Origin of the sequence: Deinococcus radiotolerans, assembly GCF_014647435.1 — a bacterium.
GTDB lineage: Bacteria > Deinococcota > Deinococci > Deinococcales > Deinococcaceae > Deinococcus > Deinococcus radiotolerans.
On the sequence record NZ_BMPE01000001.1, the window covers coordinates 25088 to 41327 of the forward strand.

Annotated in this window: 11 protein-coding genes; 1 reads left to right on the forward strand and 10 read right to left on the reverse strand. The window is 68.0% G+C overall.

Going from position 1 to position 16240, the window contains the following annotated elements:
* Window positions 1–48 precede the first annotated feature (48 nt).
* The 4 genes from IEY63_RS00135 to IEY63_RS00150 are packed head-to-tail and all read right to left on the reverse strand — an operon-like array spanning window position 49 to window position 7983.
* Complete coding sequence (locus IEY63_RS00135; protein ID WP_189066962.1) at window positions 49–1386, reverse strand: PDDEXK-like endonuclease domain-containing protein; 1338 nt, start codon at window positions 1384–1386, stop codon at window positions 49–51.
* Window positions 1387–1413: 27 nt separating this feature from the next.
* A complete protein-coding gene (locus IEY63_RS00140; protein ID WP_189066963.1) occupies window positions 1414–5214 on the reverse strand; it encodes a DEAD/DEAH box helicase in 3801 nt (1266 codons plus the stop codon).
* Between the two features lie 46 nt (window positions 5215–5260).
* Window positions 5261–7306, reverse strand: a complete 2046-nt coding sequence (locus IEY63_RS00145; RefSeq protein WP_189066964.1) for an NERD domain-containing protein — start codon at window positions 7304–7306, stop codon at window positions 5261–5263.
* A 32-nt stretch (window positions 7307–7338) separates the two neighbouring features.
* Window positions 7339–7983, reverse strand: coding sequence for a hypothetical protein (locus IEY63_RS00150; RefSeq protein WP_189066965.1), 645 nt, complete (start codon window positions 7981–7983; stop codon window positions 7339–7341).
* A gap of 360 nt (window positions 7984–8343) precedes the next feature.
* Between IEY63_RS00150 and IEY63_RS00155 the strand changes: the two genes are divergently transcribed.
* Window positions 8344–8625, forward strand: coding sequence for a DUF6916 family protein (locus IEY63_RS00155; protein WP_189066966.1), 282 nt, complete (start codon window positions 8344–8346; stop codon window positions 8623–8625).
* 97 nt (window positions 8626–8722) lie between these two features.
* Here IEY63_RS00155 and IEY63_RS00160 read toward each other — a convergent pair whose 3' ends face one another.
* Genes IEY63_RS00160 through IEY63_RS00185 form a run of 6 tightly spaced genes read right to left on the reverse strand, consistent with a single transcriptional unit; the run spans window position 8723 to window position 16228 of the window.
* On the reverse strand, window positions 8723–9202 hold the full coding sequence (locus IEY63_RS00160) for a GNAT family N-acetyltransferase (protein ID WP_189066967.1): 480 nt from the start codon (window positions 9200–9202) through the stop codon (window positions 8723–8725).
* A gap of 9 nt (window positions 9203–9211) precedes the next feature.
* Window positions 9212–9736: a phage tail protein gene (locus IEY63_RS00165; protein WP_189066968.1), complete on the reverse strand. Its 525-nt coding sequence runs from the start codon at window positions 9734–9736 to the stop codon at window positions 9212–9214.
* A gap of 15 nt (window positions 9737–9751) precedes the next feature.
* A complete protein-coding gene (locus tag IEY63_RS00170) occupies window positions 9752–10252 on the reverse strand; it encodes a phage tail protein (protein WP_189066969.1) in 501 nt (166 codons plus the stop codon).
* A 10-nt stretch (window positions 10253–10262) separates the two neighbouring features.
* Window positions 10263–10763: a phage tail protein gene (locus IEY63_RS00175; RefSeq protein WP_189066970.1), complete on the reverse strand. Its 501-nt coding sequence runs from the start codon at window positions 10761–10763 to the stop codon at window positions 10263–10265.
* 60 nt (window positions 10764–10823) lie between these two features.
* A complete protein-coding gene (locus tag IEY63_RS00180; protein WP_189066971.1) occupies window positions 10824–15215 on the reverse strand; it encodes a beta strand repeat-containing protein in 4392 nt (1463 codons plus the stop codon).
* Window positions 15215–16228 (reverse strand): hypothetical protein, encoded by a 1014-nt coding sequence (locus IEY63_RS00185; RefSeq protein WP_189066972.1) that lies wholly within the window; start codon window positions 16226–16228, stop codon window positions 15215–15217. The genes IEY63_RS00180 and IEY63_RS00185 overlap by 1 nt, the downstream gene beginning before the upstream one ends.
* Between the last annotated feature and the right edge of the window lie 12 nt (window positions 16229–16240).

The window sequence follows — 16240 nt, forward strand, 5'->3', positions numbered from 1 at the left end:
AATACCAATTGATGAATTCTAATGTAATGAAAAATTCTTCTGTCGAGCTCAATCAGAAAGCGTAGGTTCTAGCTGTCCTATGCAGTGTTGATATGAATGTTCGAGCAATTCGCGGCGCTTGAGTGTCAGGCGTTCTCCACCGTGCAGCGCGAGGACGCGGCGGAACAACTCTTCCTGGGCGTGCGGTTCTGCAAGTTCCGGCTCGAGCCGCCGCACCTCCTGCATCAGGGCGGCCAGTTCCAGAGGGGGAATATCAGTGAAGTCTCTGGAACCTCGTTCCCGCAGGATCACTGGAGTAGTGCCGTGGAGGCGCACGACCTTCTCGACCTGTCCAGGCTGCCCATTTTCGTCTGTCTGCTCGAAGATGCCCTGGCGGAGCCCCCGGGCCACCGCCCTGTTGAGGTGGCCCTGCAAGGTCTTGCCGTACGGCAGGCCGGCGGCGCGGGCATAACTGCGGTAGGCCACGCGGCACAGCATGGGCCCTTCCACCTCGATGATCTGCCGCAGTCCCTCGATGACCGGCTCAGGGCTCGGGAGGTCCTGGGGATGGGGCAGCAGGCCGGGCTCGGCGACGCGGTGAGGCGCCAGCACCAGCTCGGGAATGGCGGTCTGAGGCACGGCTGCCTCGGGAACGTCAGGACTGAGGACCTGCCCAGCCTGTTGCGCCAGGGTGATGGCGTCTTCCGGCACCTGCGCGGCATCGACAGCGTCGTCGGGAACGGCTTCGGGAATCGCCTGCGTCGCCACAGGGGCGAAGTTGCGCGGGTCGTTGTGGGGATAGACGCCCCGGGCGTCCAGCGTGCGCCACAGGTCCTCCAGGGCCGCTTCAGGATCACGGCTGAAGGTGCTGCCGCGCACGCGCCAGAACTGCATTCCAGCGCGCTCGAGAACCTGCTGCCGGTGGAGGTCCGCCTGGAACTGCTCCGGGCCGTGCCACTGGTCCCCGTCACACTCCACGGCGAGCCGGCCACGCTGGCCTTCGACCACCAGGTCGATCCGGTAGCCGTTCATCTCGAACTGCGGGATGACGCGGTAACCCCGTTCAGCGAGCTGCAGGTAGACGTCCACCTCGAACCAGCTGTCAAAGGGCCTGGGCGCGTTGTTGCGGGCCCGCCCGGGCCGGGCGGCCTCCGTGCGCAGGTCCTGGATCCGGGCGTCGGCCAGAGGCTGGAACTGGGCCAGCTCCGGGTTGCGGACGTGCCGGATGAGTGAGGCCCGCAGGTCCTCGGGATGAAGGTCCGGGAGGTCGACACTGTGGAACAGCCACAGCTGGTCCCGGGCCCGGCTGGCGGCGACGTTGTAGCGGGGCTGGAAGATGGCGTCGTCGCGGGAGCGCTTGGAGGCGCGGCGTCCATCGGTGGGACTGTCCACCATGCTCAGGAACATGACGTCGCGCTCATCGCCCTGGAAGCTCTAGGCGTTCCCGCACACGACCTTGCGCTCTTCAAGCTCCCGTTCGGAGACTTCGGCCCGGAGCAGCGCCGCGATCTCCTCGGCCTGCGTGTCCCCGACCAGACTGACCACGCCGATGGTTTTCGCCCGGCCGTCCGCGTCCCGGTAGCGCGGGTCAAGGATGCAGGCCTTGATCTGGTCCACGATGGCCCGCGCCTCGGCCGGGTTCGTCTTGTCGCCCCGCGGGACGGTGTAGCCGTCGGTCACGTGCCGCGCCACCAGCGGTGCGAGCCGGTCTGCTCCGAACTGGCGCAGGGCGATCAGCGGCTGGTCCTCGTAACTGAGCTCGCTGGAGAATTTGATGATCTCCGGCATGCATCGGAAGTGCTCCCGCAGGCTGATGCGGTCGGCGTAGGTGTAGGCGCCGAACCCGAACAGGCTGGCCTTGCGCTCCCCCAGAATCTCGGGGGCCGGGAGCCCGGTGAGATAACGGCCGACCAGGGCGTCCAGGCGATCGGTCTGCAGGCCGACGCCTTCCGGCTCGATCTGCTTGTCGTCCCCGACGATGATGATCTTCTTGGCGATGAACGTCAGGAAAAGGCTTTCAGGTCCGGCCTGACTGGCCTCGTCCACGATCACCACATCGAACATGCCGGGGCGCAGCGTGAACGTCTCACCGACCAGGTGCAGCGGCATGATCCACGCGGGGATGGCGGTGCGGGCCTCTTCCAGCGCGGCGCGGGCCGTCTGGCGGTGACGCTCCGCGTGCTTCCCGGTGCCCTTCCCGAGGCTTTTCATGGCGCGCTGCCAGCGCACCAGGCCCTGCTGCTCACGCTGGGTCAGGCGGTTCAGGGTGTTCACCCAGGCCCGGTGGGTGGCGAGGTCACGCAGGGTGTCGCGGATTCGCTGTCGGCAGGCCGCCAGACGCTGGCGGACATCAACTTCGGTGTCCGGGTTGGACAGCCGTGCGAGCTCGGCGTCCGCGCGCAGCCACCGCCACGCTGCCTCGAGGCTCCTCAGGCGTTCATCCCACACCGCGTCCTCCGGCTGAGTGCGGAGCTCGTCGGCCAGGGTCGGTGCCGTCCGGCGCAGGGTGGCCATCAATTGGTCGCGTTCCTCCAGGAGCTGCTTGCGTGCGGTCAGGTGGAGGACGCGCCGGTGGGCCTGGCTGTACGCGTCGGGATCCCGGGTCTGGACGGCTTTGATGAGTTCGCGGGTCACCGGATGGGTATCCGGCCGCAGGGCCAGGCCTTCGAGGGCCGGGAGCAGATCATTCAGCACCTGCCGCCGGGCTGTGGCGGTGGCCTCCGCACTGGCCGCCTGAACCCCTGCCGTGAGGCGGTCCAGCTCAGCGCTGTCCCACCAGCGCGGCTCAGGCAGGCCGGCGACCGACCGCGTGGCCGTTCTGGCCTCGGTCAGGCGGTCCTGAAGCTCATCCAGGCGCGTCAGCGCTTCCTGCGCCTCACGAAGGGCCAGCAGGCGGCGCTTCATCGAACCGGAGACCGGCAGCCCGACCTCCTTCCAGAGCGTCTCCAGTCCTGCGAGACGCTGATGAAGCCTGAAGTGCTGGAGCAGGGCTTCAAGTACTTCGGGGGTGTCGGCCGCGCGTCCCCCGACCCTGACTTCCTCACGCAGGTACTGCCGGGTCTTTACGGCCGCCGGCTTCATCAGGAAGTTGCCCCAACCTCCTCCGGCCCGCAGGTGGGCGAGCACCGTCTCGGCGTCGGCCTGGACGGTCTGAGGGTCCCGGGTGCCCAGCCCGCTCACTGCTGTCTCCTCCAACCAGTCGCCGTGCGTCAGCAGCGACGGCAGATGGGCATCGGTCTGGGCGCGCACCTCCTGCCACAGCCCGGCCTGACCCTTGAGGGTGGCCGCGACGGCGCCGATCAGCCAGGCGTCGGGGCCGGCGTGAATCGTCTGCACGGCGCGGGACAGCTCCCGCAGCGCGTCCAGCAGCGCCCGGCGAACGTCCGGGGCCGTGTCCTGCAAGGTGGCGAAGCCCAGGTGGGCGCGCCCGCCCGCATGGCGGTCCGAGGTGGTGACCGCTTCGGCTTCCTCACGCACGAACTGAAGGAACGTTTCAGGAGCCAGCAGCGTGTCCCGGCCGTTCCAGTGCTGCGCGAGTTCCGTCTCTTCTTCCGCCGTGAACTCGCGCAGCAGGGCCAGCAGTCTCAGCGCCTGGGCGTCGGTCAGCGGCGCGCTCTGCACCGGATTGCCGAGTTCCGTGAGCCACCCGAACTGCGCTTCCTGAGCGCGCAGACGTGCCCCGGTCTCCTGAGCGCTGCCCAGGTAGCCTTCCAGGTTCAGGTCGCCGACTTCACCCTGGCGGATGCGCCGCAGGTCGTCCAGCAGGGTGTCCTCTTCCTTTCGTGCCTTCTCCAGCTCGTACGAGAGGGCATTCAGGCGGGCCGTTTCGCGGGTCTCCGGCTCCCGGTGGGCCGAACGCTGCGTGATCTCCTGCACCGAGCGCTCGAGGGTGGCCTTGGCGCCCTCCTCGCCGCGCAGATGCGTCACGCACAGGGCGGCCAGCTCTGCCGGGAACTTGTCCCGCAGCACCTTGAGGGCGCGGGCGGTGTGGCTCGTCACCAGCACCCGCTGGTCGGTGGCCAGCAGGTGGGAGACGAGGTTGACGATGGTGTGGGACTTGCCGGTTCCTGGGGGGCCCTGCACCAGGACGCCGGGCTGGCGCTCGAGCCTGCGAATGATCTCCAACTGGGCGTCGTTGGCCGGCAGGGGAAAGTACACCTCGGTGGCGCGCTGGCCCCCTGAGGTGCCGCTCATGCCACGGCCAGGGGGCTCGTTCGACACCTCGACGAAGCGGCGAAGCGGTTCGGGAATCGTGTCGAGCTGTCCCGCCTGGCGGACGATGTCGGCGTACGCGGCCACCAGACTCCGTTCGCCCCGGCGGCGCAGGATCAGGGCAGGTGCCCAGTGGACGGTGGGATCGGCTGGAGCCCCGCGAGGAGGAGTCAGTTCCGGAAGATATGAGCCGCGCTCTCCCGCCGCGTTCACCCACGCCTCAAGCAGTTGAGGGAGGATCGTGGCGCTCCAGACCTCCTCACCAGACTCTGCGAGGGCCTGATGAATATGGTCCTGGACCTGTGCCAGGGGCCGCTCATCGGCGTCGAGCATGTCCTGCTCAAGGGTCGTTCTGGCACCGTCCCCGGCCGCGGTCACGGTCAGGACCCCCCTCAGGGCGTCGAACGTCAGGGCCGCGCGCGCCGTGAGCAGGTGGCGGCGCACCTCGGAGCCCCCAGGCGTGCGCCAGGCCAGGTACCCGAGCCCCAGGCGCAGCTCGTAGGTTTCTCCGAACGACTCCAGCTTCTGATGAAAGTCGAACAGCTGGGAGTACCGGTCCTGAACCGTCCGGGCCCGGCGCTCCTCGGCAGCCCAGGCATGCCATTCCCGCTCGTACCGCCCCCAGGCCGCCAGCGCCTGCGCGTCGTCCTCGAGAAACAGGGTTTCCTGAATCTGCTGAGGCTGCAGATCATCGTCCGGAATGACCGTGGTGATGACCCTTTGCGTCAACACCACTGGCGGTCGGTCCGGTTGCCCCACCGGGCTGGTGAGCCAGTCGGTCAGTTCCGCGGGCACCATGGGAGCCGGGCGGAACTTCGGCTTGCGGAGCACCAGCCACTCGTCCGGCGTCACCTCACGCTCGGTCAGGCGCGCGGCGTTGGTCACCTCGGGTTCCTGCGGGAGGCTGTGCAGCCACAGCAAACTGTCGTTGTCACTGGTGCGCTGCGGTTTGTACTTCAGCCCCGTGAACTCCTGGAGGAACTGAAAGACCTTCGTCGTGCGTTCGCGTGTCGTCGCTTCCATCTCAAAACCTCAGGCGGCGGATAGGTGGCTGGGGAACTGCTCGTGCCTACTCTACGGGGACCCCAGGGAGGGGCTCATCGGGGGAAAATTCAGCGGGCGCAGCTGAAGAAGGCGTCACAACTTCCCCCGGCAGGTCGGTGGCGTCGGCGGTTGGCTCGGGAGAGGCTGCCGCAGGCGCACTGCTGGCGCTGGACCGGGCCGCCGGGGCGGGGGTGGGCGGCGCCGCTGGCGCGGGCTTTGGGGGGGAAACGGGAGGCGGTGACGAGACCGGAGCTGCAGTGGCCGGTCTGGTGGGCTGCCGAGAGGAAGCGGATGGGGGCATGGCCGCTTCCTCCTGCACGACCGGTGGTGGCGACACTGGCCGAACTGGAGCCGCAGTTTCCACTGGTGCAGTGCGGGGCGCCTCTCTTGGAGCCACAGCTGAGCTGGGTGCCGCCGTGGGAGGCGCCGCGTCCACCTCCGGGAGGGCCACCTCGGGCACAGCCGCCGGTCTGGCTGAAGGTGATGGTGGCGTTACCACCGCCGGAGCGGCCACCGGTGTTTCAGGAGATGCCGCCCCTGCCGCTGGGGGGACCGTCACAGCCGGCAGGGTGACCGGGGCAGGGGTGGTGGTCTGCGAGGCAGGGCGGGTTTGGCTCATCCAGGCCACCATGGCCCCTCCAGCGCCAGCGGCCAGAAGAGCAGCCACCATCACTGGGCCCCAAGGAATCCGGCGGCCTGCCCGAACATCTGCAATGCCGACTGGGGGCGTGTCCGGGACCTCACGGAACGGCACGTCAACAAAGGGAGAGTCTGCCGGTAAGGTGGGCGCGGCGCGGGGTGCCGTCGTGAGCCTGACCGCTGGCACCAGTTCAGGCGCCGCGTCCGTCAGTTCGCGGCGCGCACTCCACTCCAACTTTGACAGCAGCCGCAGGACGTGGTCCACATCGTCACGCTGATGGGCGTAGGGAGGCACCCGCAACAACTCCAGCGCCTCATCGATCTGCCCACGCTGCTCCTGAACGACCCGCAGGGAATGGGCCTGTCGTACCTGAGCGGGGAGAGGCAGGCGCGGCTGATCCAGCTGGGCCTCACGGTCTCGAAGGAGCCGTTCCTGGTCAACCAGCCGCAGCTGCGCCGTGCGCAACTGTGCGGTCAGGTCGTCAACGACGAGGTCAATCTCGGCCCGCGCCTGCTCCCAATGCGCCTGGGTCGCTGCCAGTCGCTGCTGGACGCGCGACTCGACTTCACGCATCACCTCTCTGCGCAGTTCCTCCTCGGTCTTGCGTGGAAAGCGGTCCGCCAGACGCACCTCGCTCACGGTGACGTAGCGCAGGTCCGCACAGATCGAGGCGGTTGCCGGCAGGACGTACCGCTCCGGTGGGCTGAAACCGACCGTGACGTCTGCACCCAGCGCCACGGCCAGGGTATAGACCCCCTGCTCGTCAGTGCGGGTGGTATGACGCTCCTCGTTCACCTCAGCCCAGACCTCGACGTCAGCGACGCCCTGGTGGTCATGGGCAGCGACCACCCGGCCCCGCAGGAACGAGAGATTCATCGGCTGAAGGCCAAGCCGCGTGGGAAGCACACGAGGATCGGCGCCGTCCCACCGCCCACCGTGACTCCTCGGCGCCGATTTCAAGGCGTCAACGAAGCCTTCCGTGCCGAGCAGCAGACCCACGTTGAAGTCTTCGGCCACACTGGAACTCGGGTCGGCACTCGGCAGCCACACCATCGGCGTCACGCGGACATTGCCGCCCAGCCCAAGCCGCTTCAGGCCCGCCTGGAGGTCGCGTGACGCATTGTACGCCTGCTGATACGGGTTCTCGGCCCGGCCCGCTTTGAAGTTGACCACAGGGTCCGTGAAGCGGCCACGCCGGACCAGCCACTCGCCGGCCGCCGTACCTGTCACCACCCCATGCTTGTTCTTGACCTCGATCAGATCGATCCCACCGGCACTGATCAATGCGCAGTCCAGTTGCCGCCGCTGGAGACCCGGGCTCGTGAACTCAAGGAGCGCGATGGCGTCAGGGTGGCTGGTCAGGAACGCTTCAAGCACAGGAATGATCGGCTCAGCCACGTCACCGATCAGGAAGCTCTGACCGACAAACATCCGGCGAAGCGGACTGTCAGGCGCGACGCCACTCAACGTTCGACCCGCTGGGTGATGAAGTTCGGCTTGTTCTCGAATGTTCCCCACGTGCCGAACAGGGTGGCCTTGCCTGAGCGCAGGGCGTCGAGGGTGACCGATGACCAGTCGCCGGCGTACACGACGCCCTGGTACGTCTTGTTGTTCACGGTGAAGGTGTACGTGACATGCACCTTCTGATTCCGGCTGGTGAACTTCTTGATGCTGGCCACGTTCACCTGCGCGGAGGCGATTTTCAGGAGCGGCTTGCTCGTGGAAGGAAGCGCCGGCGCCTGACTCAGAAGGCGCTTGACGGTGAACGAAGGCTGGTTGGCGTAGGTGTCCCAGAGGCCCACCAGGTTCACGGAACCGGCCTTGAGCCGCTCCTGATCCGCTGCTGTCCAGTCGCCCTCATACATGATCGCCGCGTAGGTTTTTCCCTCCACCTCCACGTTGAACTTGAGATGGGAGCGGCCACTGGCGCTGCGGAACACCGTGACCTGTGAGGGACGCGCCTCACTCAGCAGGCGCAGGTTCTGGGCTTCGTTGCCGCGCAGCGACAACGTGATTCCCAACGCAGCGGGGGTGACCGCTCGGCCAGGCAGGCTGACGGCAGACGCGGCAGAAAGCAGAACGCAGGCCAGAAGCAGGAAATGGCGCATGTGCGGCGAGTGTAGTGAATGCACTCTTTCACCGCACATACAGATGAATTCGCCCAGGGTGCCCCTTCAACATTCTCCCAGCGATGATCCTTTGCTCTCCATGAATATTGACAGTTCAAAACAACCGATATAGATTGTCTGGGACGAGGAAAAAGCTCAGCTGGTTAGAGCGAACGACTCATAATCGTTAGGTCCCCGGTTCAAGTCCGGGCATCGCCACCAAGAGAACTCCGACCAGGGAAGGGTCGGAGTTTTTCCGTTCCTTCCCCTGGCGTCCTGGGGTCAACTGTTCGGATCGGACCCTGCGCCGCCTGGAGGCGCCGGCCATGACCTGTGGCAGCCGCTATGCTGGTGCGCAGCATGATGACCCGGATCTCACGCGCTGACTTCGAACCTCTGCTGGGGCAGGACTTTCAGGTGCAGACGCCGGGCCAGCCGGTGCAGGGCTGGACGCTGGTCGAGGTGACGGGCAGCCCATCCGGCGCAGAGGCCTTCGACCTGCTGTTCACCGGGCCGCTGCATTCGCCCCTGGGGCAGGGCGTCGTCCGCCTGACTGGGCCGAACCTGTCCCCACTGGACCTGTTCGCCGTGCCGCTCGGACCGGACGGCCAGGGCATGCAGTACCAGATCATCTTCACCTGACCGCACGCAGCGGCCCATGAAGCGCCAGGCGTGGGGCGCGGCCTGCCGGACTCCGGGGATGGGCGAACCCACACGGCCGGAATCCGGCAGGCCGCCCTTAACCGGGTAACAGCGTGTGAACGGGGCGCCGCATGAACCAGTACACGCCCCGCTCCTCAACGGGCAGGAATCCCAGGCGCGTGTACAGTCGCAGGGCCGGGTTGAAAGGCTCCACGTGCAGGGTGACGGGCACGCCCTGCCGGTCGGCCTCTTCGAGCCAGTGGCTCAGGATGTGCCCGCCCAGCCCGCCGCCCCGGTGCTGGGGCAGCAGGGTGATATCCATCACGCGCCACTCGGGTCCCTGCTCGTGGCGGTAGAAGCGGCCGACAGGACTGTCATCCAGGGTGATGATCAGGTAGTCCGCGCCGGGCCGCTGCGCGTGGTAGGCGTGGTCCTGCGCCGCGAACTGCTGGGTCAGGAAGTCGTGCCGCTGATCATCCGTCCAGTGGGGCACAAGCGCGAGTTCATCCGCCCGGGTGCTCGCGTACAGCTGGAACAGAAAATCACGGTCGGCTGGCGTGACTGGACGCAGGGACACACGCACGATTCAGGACCGGGGTGGGAAGACGCCCTGCAGGGCAATGCAGAAGTTCGCGGTCAGGTACGGCTGCATGTTGTTGTGCGGCTGGCTCCCGCCTGCCGGCGCGAGGGCTGACGGGGACAGGTTGATCGGCGGGCCTGCGTTCGGCGCGGCGTACGTGGTGCCGCCCACTGGCCGGGCGAGAACGTTCCCGTTCGGGTCCTTGCTGTTGGCCGGATTGATCTGTGCCATCAGGGTGTGCGTGTGCGCCGGGATCTCGCTTTCCAGGAGGGTGACGGTTTCCGCACCGTCCGTCTCGCCCAGGTCGTGCTGGGACAGGCCAGGGCCCTGGCCGGGGTGCATGGGCGCGCAGCCCTGCAGGTCCGGCAGGGCGAAGGTGCTCTTGCCGTCACCGCCGTAGGTGGTTCCCAGCAGAGAGAACAGGGCGGTGTTCTGCGAGATGGGCAGGAGCTGGCCGTTGCACAGGGCCCAGCCTCTGGGGGGGAAGTTGAAGGGGAAGATGCGGATTTCAGCCACGAAGGGGTCAGACATAGGGCTCCTGTGAGATCAGGTGGGGCTGGGGAAGATGCCGTACAGGGAGATGATGAAGTTCACGCACAGGTAAGGCTGGAAGTTGGTGTGGGGCTGACTGCCGCCCACGGGCCCGATGGCGGGCGCCATACTGGCCCCGGCCTCGCCGATGCGGTACAGGCTGATCACGGTGGGCTGGGCGAGCACGGTGTTCTGCGGGGCCGCCTGAAGGGCGTTGTTGCTGGAGGCCACCGCCGCGTGCGTATGTGCGGGCAGTTGGTTTGAGGTCAGCGTGACTGTTTCCACGCCGCCCGTCTCGGCCAGGACCATCCCGTTGCCCTGATGCGTGGGCAGACGGCCGCGCATGTCGGGCAGCGCGAACGTCTCCTGGCCGTCCCCGCCGTAGGTGGTGCCGATCAGTTGAAAGAGCGTTTCATTCTCCGAGATGGGCACCAGCTGCCCCTCGCAGAACATCCAGCCAGCCGGGGCAAAATTCCCCGCGAACATGCGAACTTCTCCGACGTACGGTTGAGCCATGAGGTACTCCTTAGGTCTGGGAGGGGAAGATGCCCTGCAGGGCGATGCAGAACGACAGGGTCAGGTAGGGCTGCATGTTGCTGTGCGGTTGCGAGCCGCCCGCCGTGGAGACCGTGGATGCCCCCAGGGCGACGGCAGCGCCAACGTCCCCGTAGATTTCTCCTGTGGCGGTGGCCAGGAAGTTCCCGGTGGTGTTCGGCAGGGTGGCGGGAGCGGACAGGCCGGTCAGGGTGTGCATGTGCGTGGGCATTTCAGAGACGGACAGGGTGTGCGCCTGCTCGCCGCCCCGTTCCCCCGGGAGGTGCCCGGCGCCCTGGTGGATGGGGACACGCCCCCGGTAGTCGGGCAGCGCGAAGTTGACCCGGCCGTCCCCGCCGTACGTGGTGCCCAGCAGGGAGAACAGCGCCTGATTCTGATTGATGGGCAGCAGCTGGCCATTGCACGGGGCCCAGCCTTTGGGGGCGAAGACGAAGGACATCAGACGAATTTCACCTAGAAACGGTTCGGCCATGGGTGCTCCTTGTGCCCTGAGGCAACGTGATGGATGACGGGAAGGAAAGAGCCTGGAGGTTCAGGGCACCAGGCACGTGGCGTTCACGAAGTTGACGGTTGTGCCGGCTGTGACGTCGACGCTGGCGCCGCCGATATCACGGCTGGACACGAAGTTCTGCACGTTCGTCGAGCTGGTGCCGACGCCCGTGAGGCCCTGCAACTGGAAGGTGCTGCCCTGGTATGAGCCCAGGGAGTAGTCAATGACGGCAGCTGGGTTGGTGCCCATGGAGATGTTGTTGTTGGTCAGATTCAGGCACACGCGGTTGCCCTGATTGTTGCCGTTGGCATTCTCGATGAACAGGCCCGCGAAGGCGAAGTTCCCGCCGGCCGTGACCGTGTTGTTTCTGATGGTGGCGTCCAGTTCGCCCAGATTAACGGACCGGGTGTAGCCGCCCAGGCCGAACGCGTAGTTGGTGACGTTGTTGCTGTTCAGGTCCGCGGTGATGTGCCCGCTGTCCTCAACGGCCAGCGCAATGCCGTACCCGTTGTTCGACGGGTCTGGGGTGGTGATGGGATTGTTCGCAATGGTGCCGGTCAGGTCGGCGTCGTTCCCGGAGAACACGTTGATGCCCATGCCTGCCCCGCCCGAGACGCTGCGGTTGGCCGTCACGTTGAATCTGGTCCGCGAGGTCTGCGAGCCCGAGAGGTTGATCGCCGACTGGTTCCACCCGGTGAAGGTGCTGTCCGTGATGCTCACGTCCGAAACGCTGGTGTCCCCGGCGTCCACCTGGATGCCGTCGGTGCCGCTGGTGGCGGTGGCCTGCGTGAAGCTGCTGCTCTGCACGACCGTCTGGAAGTTCGCGGTATTCCGTAGGGACACCGTGACACCATCGGAGGGCAGGTTGACGGTTCTGCCCGGGTTCATGAAGGTGCTGCCCGTGATCTGCAGTTTGTCCGGCGTGCCGGGCGCGGCGGTCGTGGCGGAGCTCACGCGGACGAACACGCCGTGGTTGGCGGCGCCCGTGACGGTGGTGCCCGTGATGGCGTTGGTGCCGAGCAGTTCAAACAGGTTCACGCCGTACTCGTGAATGGCGTCCCCGGCATTGGTGACGGTGCTGTTGCTGAGCGTGAAGTTCCTGATGTTCCGCCCGTTGATGCCTTCCTCGGCGGACCCGTTGATGGCCAGGCGGTCCAGCGTGACGCCCGTGACGGCGGACAGGTTCACCGGGGCGTTGCAGCCAGCGTTGGTCGAGCCGTCGCAGACGCCTGCGCCGCCGCCGTCCACGCTGGTGGCGTTCGTGAAGTTCATCCAGCTGAGGTTCAGGTTGCTGCCGTTCGTGACGCTCACACCGGCCGTGCTGGTGTTCTGGATGGTGCCGCCGGAGCCTGCCGTGCCCGCGCCGCTGACCGTCAGACCTGCCGCAGCGCCGGTGTTGACCAGCCGCACGCCGTACGTGCCGCCGTTGGCGTTGATCTGCCGGAAGTTCAGGCCCCCCGCGCCGATGGTGGTGTTCTGGACGTTCAGGGCGCCGCCCAGGCCACTGCTGATGGTGTTGGTGGTGCCGCCGACCGTCAGGGTCCCGCTGCCCGTGGCGCTCAGTCCGGTACCGGTGGTGGTCGTGATCGCCAGGCCGCCGTTCGGGAAGGACACGGTCGGGCCACTCCCCGTGGCGGTGCTAATGGTTACGGCGGGGTTGGGCCCCGTGTAGAAGGTCTTGGTGCCCAGGAAACTGACGGCCCCGGCCGTGTTGTTCTGAATGAGCACGCCCTGTCCGGTCGGCGCGCCCGAGGTGCCGCTCGTCACGGCCCCGTTCAGGGTCACCGAGCCGCCCGTCAGGCTCTGCGCGGTGATCACGCGGCCCGTGTTGTGGGTCAGGCTGCCGCGGTACGTGACGGTGGGGGTGCCGGAATCCACCAGCAGGGCCGGGTCAGCCGCGACGCTGCCGGTGACGCTGGACGTATCCGCGAACAGGATCGTGCCGGCCGAGCCGTTCAGGATGTCAATGCCGCCCGAGGTGCCGCCCAGGGTGGTCGTCCCGGTGAAATTGACCGTGCCGTCCATGTTGGACAGCAGGATGCCGTCGCCGGCCGAGGCGCTCAGGGTGGGTGTGGCGCTGCCGGCCGTGCCGCCCGCGCCGAAGGTCACGGTGCCGGACGCCATATTCGTGATGTTCACCGCCCGGCCGGCACTGGCCTTGCTGACCGCGCCGAGCATGGTGACGGTGGGCGTGCTGTCCGTCACGGTGAACGCGTCCCCGGAGGGGTTGGTGACGTTGACGCCGCTGCCGAACGAGAAGGTGCCCGCCGAGTTGTTCAGGATGTCAATGCCCGCGTCTCCGCCGTTCAGGGTGGCCGTGCTGGCGGTGTAGGTGCCGTCCGCGTTGTCGAACTGGAGTCCGGTACCGTTCGAAGCGTTCAGCGAACCACTGAGGTTCAGGGTGCCGGTGTGCCCGCCACTGACGCTGAGCAGCGCCCCGGCGCTGGCTTTCGTGACGCTGCCCCCGTAGGTGAGGTTCAGGGCGCCGCCACTGACGCTCACGGCGGCGCCCGCCGCGCCGGTCACGGTGCCGCCCGTGCCGGTCAGGGTGCCGTTCACGCTGCTGAAGTTCAGGCCGCTGGTCGCGCTGCCCGAACTGCTGAGCGTACTCAGCGTGCCGTTCACGGTGCCGCTGCTCAGGTTCAGGGCGGGTCCGCCGGTTGCGGAGACGGAGAGGTTCGAGACGGTCAGCGTGCCGAAGCCCGTGCCGGTCACGCCCTGCGCGCCGCTGCTGATGGTCAGGCCACTGATCTCCGAGACGCTGGTGGCGTCTGCGGGCAGCGTGACGGCCGCGCCGCTCGACTGCCCGATACTGGGGGTCTGCCCGGCCGGTTCAACCGCAATGCCGCTGACGGTCAGGGGCACGCCCTGACCGATGAGCTTCTGATTGGCTTTCAGGGTGACGCCCGCGTTCTGGCCGGTCGTGGTGCCGTCGCCCCGGTAGACGTACAGGATGTCCCCGGCGCTGGAGGCGTTCTGCGCGGCCAGCAGCGTCGTGAATGGACTGGACTGACGGCCGTCAGGGGTGACGGCGCTGGCGTTGTTCACGTACCACACCCGCTGGCCGATGTTGACCGTGTTCTTCAGCACGCCCGTGGGCGTGCTGCACGAGCCGTCGGACACGCTGCTGCTGATGGTGTCCGTGACGTTGCCGTCCCCGGCTTTCGGGTTGAACGTGAGGCTGCCGTCCGCGCTGGCCGTGACGTTCCCGCCCCGGGCGCTCGTGGGGGTGGTCGTGGCGGTCAGCGTGGGGGCCGGCTGACCCTGGGTGGGGACTGCCTGCACCCGCGTCAGTGGCCCCTGACTGGCCGGAATGACGGTGGTGGTGTTGCCCACGGCCGCGCGGGCGGGCGCCCCGTACTCCGTGATGATGAAATCCCCGCCGAGTTTCGCCAGGCGCGCCGAGTTTCCGGCGGTCGTGACGGACGGAATGAACTTCAGGCTGGGGCTGCTGATGGAGGTGCCGCACAGGGCAGCGACCTCGGTGGCGTTCAGCGTGGCGGCTCGCGCCGCCGCCTGGGTTCCCAGGGCCTGCTCCTCGGCGCTCTCGGAGACGCGGGTGACCGAGTCGTCCATCGCCTCGAACAGCATGCTGAACGAGAACGGATCGTCCGCTGCGCTGCTCTGAAGCGGCACCTTCACGGCGAAGGTCACGAGCCCGTCGAACTGATTGACCCCCGGGTTGGCGCTCAGGGCGCGGCTGCCGGGCGTGGTGGCGTTGCGCACCACGAAACCGTACGGGAACAGGCGGGTCACGCCCAGGGCGGCGGGGGTCGTGGGCGTCGTGAAGCGCAGGGGGTCCACCTCCTGCTCCGTGAAGAACTGCAGGTCCTCCCCGCCGGGCATCAGGCGCGCCCCGCCCGTGAGGGGATCGGGCAGCATGCCGTGCGTGGGCGTGATGGTGGGGGCGGTCGCGGCGCTGGCTGCGGAGCCGTCAAACTTCGTGAAGGTGCTCAGCGGGGTTTCCCCGACCGTGGATGGCGTGCTGGCCGCCACGAAGGTCAGGTTTGACCGCGCCTGCGTGGCGGCGACGCCGCTGCTGCTGGCGTTGCGGACCCGGAAGGTCGCGTACAGGTGCCGGTACCCGCCCGCGCCGCGCGTGCCGGTCACGAACGATCCCCGGGACGCCAGTTCCATCTGAACGCCCCCGGTGGTCGTCAGGGCCTGACCGGCCAGCGTGTGGGGCACGGCGCGGGCGGTGGCGGTCATGCCGTCCGCGCCAATCCGCTCGAACTTGATTTCCATGAGGCCCAGCGTGGACCCCAGGCCAGGGGTAGGCGCCGTAGGGGCGGAGGGGGCCGTGGGCGCGGTGGGGGCAGGGCCGGCCGCGCCGCCTGGCAGGGGCGCGGCCGTGCGCGCGCAGCCCAGCAGGAGGCTGAGGCCCAGCAGGATCATCAGGGGCGGGCGGCGCCGCGTGCGGTCAGTGGTGTTCATCAGCAGGAGCTCCCCAGGTAGGTGGTCGGCGCGGCGGCCGTGCCCGCGGTGCGGACCCGGCACACGGCGACCGTGTTCGGCCCGGCGTACGTGCTGCCCGCGAACGTGGCAACCTGTACGGTCGTGCCAGCCGGCAGCGTGGCCTGCAGGTCCGCGGCGCGCTGCGTGACGGTCCGCGTGCCGGGCGTCACCTGCTCTTCCAGGCTTTCGGTGACGCGGGCGACGCTGTCCTCGGTGGCCTGCAGCAGGATGCGCACCTCGAACGGGTCGGCGGCGGCCGTGGCCTGGAGCGGCAGGCGGTAGGCGAAGGTCACGCGGCCGTCGAACTGCCCGGCGGCCGGGTTGCCCGGCAGGGCCCGGCCCACCCCACTGGCGCGGCGCACCACGAAACCGTACGGGAACACGCTGGTCACGCCGGACGCCGTGACCTGCGCGCCCTGCGTCCAGTTCTGCGGGTCCGCCTCGGCTTCCGTAAACGCCTGGAAGTCCGCGGCCTGCGCGGTCACCACGGCCGCCGTCTTCAGGGGGCTGTACTCCATGCCGTGGGTGGGCAGGATGTTCGGGGCGACGCCCGGGTCGGCGGCTGTCCCGTCGAAGCGGGTCAGGCGGGTGATCGCGGTGCCCTGAAGGGTGCTGGCCGCGCTGACGGCGAAGAACGTGAGGTTCTGCCGGGCGTCCGGGTAGGCCGCCGCGGTCTCGTAGCTGGCGTTGCGGACCTCAAAGGTGGCCGAGAGATACCGCTGCCCGCCCGCGCCGCGCGTGCCGACGTCAAAGGCACTGGTGCTCAGCGCACGGACCTGCACCCCGCCCGGGAGGGCCGTCACGGCCTGGGCGTTCAGGCCGGCGCGGACGGGCCGCAGCTCGGCGTGAACGTCCTGGCTGCCCAGACCGCTGATGGTGAGTTCCATCAGGCCCAGCGGGGTTGGCGTGGCGGGCGGGGTCGTGGTGGTCTGACAGGCCGTCGCGACGGCCGCCGTGAGGAGCAGCAGGGTCGGAATCTTGAATCTGGACATGTCGGTACTCCT

Coding starts and splice junctions, on each gene's coding strand:
- IEY63_RS00135 (WP_189066962.1), bottom strand. CDS start 1,386: ATGTTCCTGAGCATGGTGGACAGTCCCACCGATGGACGCCGCGCCTCC.
- IEY63_RS00150 (WP_189066965.1), bottom strand. CDS start 7,983: ATGCGCCATTTCCTGCTTCTGGCCTGCGTTCTGCTTTCTGCCGCGTCT.
- IEY63_RS00165 (WP_189066968.1), bottom strand. CDS start 9,736: ATGTCTGACCCCTTCGTGGCTGAAATCCGCATCTTCCCCTTCAACTTC.
- IEY63_RS00155 (WP_189066966.1), top strand. CDS start 8,344: ATGATGACCCGGATCTCACGCGCTGACTTCGAACCTCTGCTGGGGCAG.
- IEY63_RS00180 (WP_189066971.1), bottom strand. CDS start 15,215: ATGAACACCACTGACCGCACGCGGCGCCGCCCGCCCCTGATGATCCTG.
- IEY63_RS00170 (WP_189066969.1), bottom strand. CDS start 10,252: ATGGCTCAACCGTACGTCGGAGAAGTTCGCATGTTCGCGGGGAATTTT.
- IEY63_RS00175 (WP_189066970.1), bottom strand. CDS start 10,763: ATGGCCGAACCGTTTCTAGGTGAAATTCGTCTGATGTCCTTCGTCTTC.
- IEY63_RS00185 (WP_189066972.1), bottom strand. CDS start 16,228: ATGTCCAGATTCAAGATTCCGACCCTGCTGCTCCTCACGGCGGCCGTC.
- IEY63_RS00145 (WP_189066964.1), bottom strand. CDS start 7,306: ATGTTTGTCGGTCAGAGCTTCCTGATCGGTGACGTGGCTGAGCCGATC.
- IEY63_RS00140 (WP_189066963.1), bottom strand. CDS start 5,214: ATGGAAGCGACGACACGCGAACGCACGACGAAGGTCTTTCAGTTCCTC.